The following is a 7,649-nucleotide window of genomic DNA, read 5'->3' on the forward strand; positions in this document are numbered from 1 at the left end:
GATGTCATGCGCAACGCCAATCCAGCCATCCGGTCCGCTCGGTCACGTTCCCGAAATAACCGGTCACGTTGCCGAAATCGCCGGTCACGATCCCGAAACGGCCGGTCACGTTCATCCGAAATACGCACTAAAAGTGGAGTGGTCACAAACCGCTTCGTCCATCGGCTGTCCGACGAACCGGTGAAACAGCCTGTTGTAGGAGATTTGCTCCGTCAGCATGCGTTCGCCGCGAATCGAATACAGCACTTGCAACAGCAGCGCGCGAATCAGCTGCTGCGGCCCGATGCTCGGGCGTCCGCCCTTCACGTCGCTCTCGTACATGCTCGAAAAGACCGAATCCATGCGAGTGAGCGCATCGTTCAACCACAGCCGAATCGGTCGCAACGGGTGATTGCCGGAACGAAGTCATCCAGCCTGGACACTGTGAACATCGACTCGGTATAGCCGTCGGCTCCGCGCATCGCTTCAGCCTCAGCGTGTTGTCCGATTCTTCGTTTTCTAGGTTTACCCCTGCCGAGCGGATGACGTGCGCGGAGATATTTCAATCGCCTGCTAAGTCATCACCGGTCTGGTGTTCAGATCACAAAGGCGACATACCGAGTTCCAGTTTCGGGCTAGTAAGATGTATCTCTTGCTACTGATCGACTGTTTGGATCGGCTCGTTGTCATTTGGTCGAACGGCACCCGGACGCCGCGATCAAAGCGGTGACCGGGAGCGACGTGTTGTCTGTGATTCACTCAGATCCGTTGTTTGCACTATCGCCGGCCCTAGATGACACACGGATGCGCGATGCAATGCTCATCCTTAAAGGTTGTTCGCCAGATACGCTGTTTGCGAAGACTCCTTCGACTGTTGAAAACGGATCTGATCGGGTCGCGAGACTGGCACGCCACCCCATTGCCTCAACCTATGGTTATTGCGAGCAATCGGAGTCGCTGTTACTTGAACCGGTGTCACACATGCTCACGAGGTTCTTACTAATGCTGTGCAACGTCGCGCTTATCAGCAACGTACTTGATGAATATCAAGTCGCCGTTTTAGTGTGCAGTTATCCTTCAATAAGTCGGACTTAAAGGTGTGTCGACTTGCTGCCGCTGCCGAAGTAGTGCAACTTAGGAAGCGCCGCTAGCGCGTGTTATGCCCTTCTCGCGGCTGAGTGTGTCGTGACGGGTGCTGCACCCACACCTCCTCTCGTTGCAGATGTCCTTAGCAAACGCTACGCTGTTAAGCGCGAGGATGCTTCAAGCAATGGTTACGGATTGCGCACCGTATTTTCGGGATCCCGCTGAGTCGCCAAGGCCGGCCCCGTGCGGTGATTCTGGTAAGCGAACGTTGGAGTCCACTTGGGAAAAGGGAGTCCGTGCGCAACGCTCATCAGCGCAGGCGGAGCATCGAAGTTACACCGCATCGACCGGCCGAGATGCTTGCACGGTGCACATTACATAGGCCAATGAGCAGGAGCATGCGTAGTCGAACGAACTCGCGCGTCAGACCCGGAAGGGGTAATGGGCCAGGGGGCGAAACGTGCGTTCTAATTCATTTGCCTGTGGCATGCAGGTCAAGGCGCTGCGGCTATTCGAAACGTGTGCGAGCAAGGCATGGTTTGCCGTCATCCGTGGCAGCTAACGCCCTCTAATATGACATGCGCAATATACGCCATCAAGACATGCTCGATGCTGATCACGGAAGACCGCTTTTCTCTCCGCGGCCACGCAAAATGGTATCAGCGCATATGTAGCGCTTGTTCCTTGCGAATGCCTTTTGCTCGACAAGCAGCAGCCAATTCAGTTGACAGTGCAATGGGCCGGTCCATCGGTGTCTTTGGAAACTACAGAAAATGGCAACCGGTACGGTGAAATGGTTTGACTATGTGAAGGGTTTCGGCTTCATTGCGCCAGACGACGGTGGCGATGACCTATTTGCGCATTTCTCCGAAATCCAAGTGCACGGTTTCCGCACACTGTACGCAAATCAGCGAGTGAGCTTCGATGTGAAGCAAAGACCTGCAGGCAAGCAGGCAGTAAAGATCCGCCCGATTGACAACCGACGTCGCTAGCGGCTCTTGAGACGGCGCCGTGAACATCACACTTGTGGCGTACGGTCGACGACCAAGGCCTCATCCGGTATAGCGTTTTTCGCTTCGAGTGACGATTGAAGCAGTGGGTGCATTTGCTTTCCCGACGGACTGAGCGAATATCGAACGTCGAAGGCCGACACCTCAGCTGACCCATCAAAGGCATGTTTTCCACAAATCTCCGTGCGTGTTCATGACCGCGCTGAACCCGGCACCAACCTACCCCGGAGGAGGAGGCGAACTACAGATGCACGGGTCTCGATATTCGGATCGTACGCGGGACTTTCCATCATGCTTCGCCAGATCCAGCAGCACTTTTGCTCGACTTAGACCTTAGGGCAAATTCCGAACACGACGAATACCAGGGCCACCCGCTCGCAGAAGGCTTCTTCAAGAGACTGAAGAGCGAAACGAGTACGCTCACATTATCCATTTGCGACGAGCTGATACTGGCAGTCTTGGATAGACAAGCTTCAGGCGCTTGCGATGAGGGAAGACATCGACGAACTTGACGCGCATTGGAATCATCTGCGCCAGAGCCATAGCACGCCGATTGTCACCCCGCCATAACGGGTTACTGTTCGAGGGTCAGTGTTGCCCCTGTCGCGCAGAGCGTCGAGCCGATGGCCACGCGCATTAACCCACGCGCGAGTGCGAAGCACCCGTCACTCCACCAAAGTAGTTCCGGGTCAGGTAAGGATGCCACAGCAGACACACGCGCGTCCTCCTCGATCCAGTCGCTCCTACGACGCTCGGGTAGTACGGGGCACTGATGCGTGATTAGATCCGGGCACCGGAACTGGGCTAGGCTAAAAATGGGCGCTACAAGGCCAGAACAGTCTGGCGTTGACATGATTGACGCGCTGCGACGTCTTCTTACTAATCAAATGGATCAATTCAGGTGCCGTTCGCTCGCAACCTCCAACGATTATAGACAGGGGCTTTGACATAGCCATCAAAAATATTGCCCCCAGCATAAATAGTCTTTATTTGATGTGGTCGCCGCTATTGCGGTATAAACCCGAGTGCTAAATTTTATTCGCGAAGAATTTCAGATCATCGAAAGTGGCAATTGACTATCCATTATACGCAATCTATTTCGCATCAAGATCTATTATCAAATTCATTATTTCATGCATAAGTGATTTTATGGATGTACCCCCTACAACATAGAGGATTCGAGACAATGAAGAAGAGTCTTTTCGTTCTTACGCTTGCGCTCGGCGCATCTTATCACGTGTCTGCTGAAACATTCGAAGGCTGCCCGATGCGCGGCGAGATCAAGATGGCAGGGAGTGTGTACGCCGCAACAGCCAGCGATAACGAGGGTATATGGCTAGGTATTGTGAAAGGGCCGGACGAAGGTAGTATCAAGGAATTTTCCTCGGCCACGTTTTATCCAGCGCAGCTTGATAATGCTGGCACCGGTCAATCAGCGTTAGTCAAGTGCTCCTACGAACTTTCCAGGGGGGCTATGTGAATCTACAGTACATACCTAGGTCTCCGCTACCGGCTTTGGATTTGCGCGATCTGAATCAATGGCGCAGAAAAAATGGCCCGTACAACCCTGACTACTACGAGTGCACTGATCCGGCCGCTTGGCGTTGTAGGTTCGTTGTCGTTCGACCGTCTTGAGCAATCGGTGAAAGCTTGAGCAGCTTCCAGTGGAAGACGTGTTGGTGCAATCGCAGAAGCCGCGACGTCTAGGCTATCTCGCAGCACTGTCAACTTGTCGGCAGTAGTGTGGACTGCGCCGAAGAGTCAATCGCTAACAAGACAGTCAACGGATTTTGAGCCATGTCGGCGAATTCCCACCACGCAGCGAATCGGGATGCGAGTTGTTTGCGATCCAGATTTATCCAACTCATTCAGCAACGTGACAATATCGTTAGAAATATTTAGATTAGCAGACCGTTGTGTAATATGAAGGATATAACCGATGAAGAAAGGTATTTTTGTTTTTACGCTCGCGCTTGGCGCATCGTGTCATGTGTTGCCGAAAGCTGCCCGAGTGTCACCGCAATCGAAAAAAATGGGGACACGTACATGGCAATGACTAGCGATGGTGAGGGTACATGGTTGGGCATTGGGCTGGACGATGACGGTGGCATCACTAAATTTAGCTCTGCAAAAGTCCATCCAGCGATGGATAGTGGATCGCGAGCGGCAGTGAGCTGCTCATACGAGCTTGTTGGTGACGGCGACTACGCAGATTTAGAATTCTTGCCGAGGCGTCCACAACCGGATTTATCGGTGGACGTAAGCACGTGGCGTCAGAAACATGATCCTTACGGTCCTAGCTACTATGAATGCACTGCGCAGTCCGCGTTGGATTGTAGTTTCGATCTTGTCCGACGGCCGTGAACAATCTGTGGAATCTTAAGGAAGGCTTCGAGTGAGGCCTGTTGGCAGATTGCAGAGACTTCGACGCGTGAATCGCGGAAACCCGGCACCTGGCGCCGGCGGGGGGGGGCAGATGACTGTTTTCAGTGCGGTTGTTCACTCCTGCCGACGCTTTGACGAATACATGCTTTACGCCAGCGAGTTCCGATGCTTCCGCTTTCGCCGTCGAATAACTTCACACCGAGTTCCTACGGCGTAGGCGCCTTGCCTGTTCGCCAAATATTTGACCTCCGGTGCGGGCAGCGCTTAGAAGCCAAGGTTCCCACCGCGCATCCGCGTACGCAAGAATGCTTTGGTCTTGAACGCTTGCAGAAATATCTCGAGGAGCATGAAGTTCATATGGGCGTGCACCGAATAAAACGGTTGCGCGCCGTTCTGCTGACCAAACGAATGTCTCGATACATTACAACCTCACGTATTTGTCATGGCTGAACCATGTCGAGGACCGATTGACTGCATCCAGCGCGACTCATCACGCGCGGGGTATCACCAGCACCCGGGACCTCGATGAAGAACTCATGTGCTACATCCGTCAATGCAACAAGCAGGTTGCCCCGTTGAATTGAATGCCCCCCCCCCCGACGAAACAGGCTACGTACCCTCCGCGCAACGGCGAGGAAGATCCCAGCATGTACTTCTGTACGATTGTTTCGCCTCTCAACTCTCGAGCAGTGGGGGGGCTCGGTCCGGGCCATACTGGTAGTCAGCCATGCGTACTTCGCTATGAGGGGATCGGCATATCCATGCGCAAGCATCAGCAAATCCTGCAATCCCGCCATAAATCGCGATATCACTTTTATTGATTCCAATTTTCTTGCGTCGTGGCAGAAACTCCGGAGCGCAATCTGATGCGCTTCGCCCTTTAAAGTGATCCGCCCACATTAGAAGCGTACGGTAGGTATCCGGCTAATTTGCTCGCGAGCGGTCGGACTAACGCCATCGTAACCAACTCTTATACGGTGACATATCGTACCAAGGATCTGCGATCTGTTCCGGGGGGCGCGCATATTTTGGGGCAAATTCACTTTGAGAAATCATGGCAAGGCTCGTAAGCATTAACGCAATATCCCGAATGCCGTCCAAAGTTGGAATTTCATACTCCATGCAACGTGACAGACGTCGCCGCAGCTCTCGAAGAGATGGCGGTCGAGTTAAGCGTTGACGGCAACATCGTCCCCCGACCGGCTTCTGTCCGCGCCGCAGTCAAGCCCTTTGACCTGCTGCAAGGCGCATTGCCTGACGAGGGGCTACGTGTCCAAGAATAGGTCTCCTTGGTTCGATGCCCAATATCACTATATACACGTGCCATCAACGCTGGAAGATGAAAGTATGGAACCGACACGGATCATGTCGAGGCGGTACAAATTCTTCTCTGGGAGTCTGGCGGGCGTGCCGCTGCATCCCAACTTCGTTGGAATCTCGGAGCTTCTAGTGCAGACAATTCATTTCGGCAATCGCAAGTTCCTAAGAGCCTTTGAACTGGCGGCCCTGTCGCTTGGCGTAGCGGTCACGATGATCCCGCTGCCCGCCCGAGCGACGACCAATTGGGTCTCGACCCGGACCCAAGCGTTCCTCCTGTCGAATACGCCGGCATCGGCGGGCCCCAATGCGGCGCGCCGCTACTCCCTGAACAGTCTCAGCAATCCGGCGCTGACTGATACGAATGTGACGCCACTCGAATTGAGTCAGCCGCTGCACATCACCGTGGCACTGAAGCACCGCAACGTGGACCAGCTCGACAGCTTCCTACGCGACCTCAATCAGCCGGGTAGCGCCAGTTTCCACAAGTACCTCACGCCGGCCGAGTTCAAGGCGCGCTTCTCGCCGACCGACGCGCAGGTCGCCGCCGTAGTCGCTCATCTGAAGGTGAACGGCTTTGGCAACGTCTCCGTATCGGAGAACAACATGCTGATCTTCACCGATGGCAACGCAAACAACGTGCAAAGCGCCTTCCAGACGAGTATCAAGCGCTTCAACTATAACGGCAAGCCGGTCTACGGGAACGATTTGTCAGCCTTTGTTCCGCCATCGCTCGGCTCGGTCGTTGATTCGGTACTCGGCCTGCAGAATGCGGTCGTGCCGCACAGCATGCTTCAACGCTTCGCGCCGGAAACGGTCATCGAACCGAACTCTATTGAGAAGAACACGACAGACGCGTCGCAGCTGGTCGGCCACCAGCCAACCGATTTTGCGAAGATCTATGACGCGAGCAGTCTGCCCGCCGCGACCAACACGACGGTCGGCATCATCACTTGGGGCGACATGACTCAGACCATTGCCGACCTAAACGCCTTCACGCAAAACGCACACCTGCCGAAGGTCAACACGGCGGTCGTCGAGGATGGGTCGGGCATCCCGGTCCACGATGACGACGATCGCGAGTGGGCTCTCGACAGCCAGGTCATCATTGGCACATCCGGCGGCGTCAAGGAGCTAATCTTCTATCCGGCCCTGAGCGGTGACGGCAACGACCATGCCAATTGGGCCCTTAGTTTGCGGTGGGCGTCGTGGCTGGAATTTTCTCTTCTACGAGCACATGGGCGCAACGGACTTCATTTGGGTCGAAGAACAAGGCCGCATCCAAATTTCAACAGGTTTTGCATTTGCGCATAAGGTATGTCGCGCGCCGCGCTACCGCGATAGCAAGACCGGCGCACGCGACCCGACCGACGGCAGCCAATTGCAAGTTATGACGCTGTAGCCGTCATTGGCAAAGACCAATTTTAGGTGACCCGGTAAGGCCCGAAAGGTGGACTGCGCTGTGCTGTTTTCTGGCCGTCCTCCCAGCAAAGTGGTGTAAGGGCGAACCTGCCGTTTCGTCGCTCTCACATTGAATTTTCACACAATCATCAAAATTTCGGAAAACAAATGGTATGGCTTTATCTCGCATCGCAACTGCATTGCTGCTGGCTGGACTGATCACCGCGCAAACTGCACACGCGCAGGTGACACTCAACTTCGTCAACGCCGACATCGACCAGGTCGCCAAGGCGATCGGCGCGGCGACCGGCAAGACGATCATCGTCGATCCGCGGGTGAAGGGGCAACTGAACCTCGTGTCCGAAAATTCTGTGCCTCAGGATCAGGCGCTCAAAACCCTGCAGTCCGCGCTGCGCATGCAGGGGTTCGCGCTCGTGCAGGATCATGGCGTGCTGAAAGTGGTGCCCGAGG

General features: G+C 54.7%; 3 protein-coding genes and 5 pseudogenes. 6 read left to right on the top strand and 2 right to left on the bottom strand.

Features of this window, described 5'->3' with window-relative positions; translation table 11 throughout:
- Window positions 1-126: 126 nt before the first annotated feature.
- Window positions 127-461, bottom strand: a pseudogene (locus AB4Y34_RS40010) (transposase); the annotation flags it as partial.
- A gap of 1,377 nt (window positions 462-1,838) precedes the next feature.
- Between AB4Y34_RS40010 and AB4Y34_RS40015 the strand changes: the two are divergent.
- The 3 genes from AB4Y34_RS40015 (at window position 1,839) to AB4Y34_RS40025 (ending at window position 4,439) form a co-directional block, all read left to right on the top strand.
- The gene (locus AB4Y34_RS40015; RefSeq protein WP_176370115.1) at window positions 1,839-2,057 is read left to right on the top strand and encodes a cold-shock protein; all 219 of its coding nucleotides are present in this window, start codon (window positions 1,839-1,841) and stop codon (window positions 2,055-2,057) included.
- A 1,204-nt stretch (window positions 2,058-3,261) separates the two neighbouring features.
- Window positions 3,262-3,555, top strand: a complete 294-nt coding sequence (locus AB4Y34_RS40020; protein WP_176370116.1) for a DUF3757 domain-containing protein — start codon at window positions 3,262-3,264, stop codon at window positions 3,553-3,555.
- Between the two features lie 572 nt (window positions 3,556-4,127).
- Window positions 4,128-4,439: a DUF3757 domain-containing protein gene (locus tag AB4Y34_RS40025; RefSeq protein WP_368719145.1), complete on the top strand. Its 312-nt coding sequence runs from the start codon at window positions 4,128-4,130 to the stop codon at window positions 4,437-4,439.
- A 71-nt stretch (window positions 4,440-4,510) separates the two neighbouring features.
- On the opposite strand, the pseudogene AB4Y34_RS40030 reads toward AB4Y34_RS40025, so the two are convergent.
- Window positions 4,511-4,653, bottom strand: a pseudogene (locus AB4Y34_RS40030) (IS6 family transposase); the annotation flags it as partial.
- Window positions 4,654-4,721: 68 nt separating this feature from the next.
- Here AB4Y34_RS40030 and AB4Y34_RS40035 point away from each other — a divergent pair.
- The 3 pseudogenes from AB4Y34_RS40035 to AB4Y34_RS40045 form a co-directional block, all read left to right on the top strand.
- Window positions 4,722-4,847: pseudogene (locus tag AB4Y34_RS40035) on the top strand (IS3 family transposase); the annotation flags it as partial.
- 1,143 nt (window positions 4,848-5,990) lie between these two features.
- Window positions 5,991-6,950, top strand: a pseudogene (locus AB4Y34_RS40040) (protease pro-enzyme activation domain-containing protein); the annotation flags it as partial.
- A gap of 401 nt (window positions 6,951-7,351) precedes the next feature.
- Window positions 7,352-7,649 (top strand): annotated as a pseudogene (locus tag AB4Y34_RS40045) (type II secretion system protein GspD); the annotation flags it as partial.

It is taken from the genome of Paraburkholderia sp. BR10954 (genome assembly GCF_040965775.1).
Classification (GTDB): Bacteria; Pseudomonadota; Gammaproteobacteria; order Burkholderiales; family Burkholderiaceae; genus Paraburkholderia; species Paraburkholderia youngii.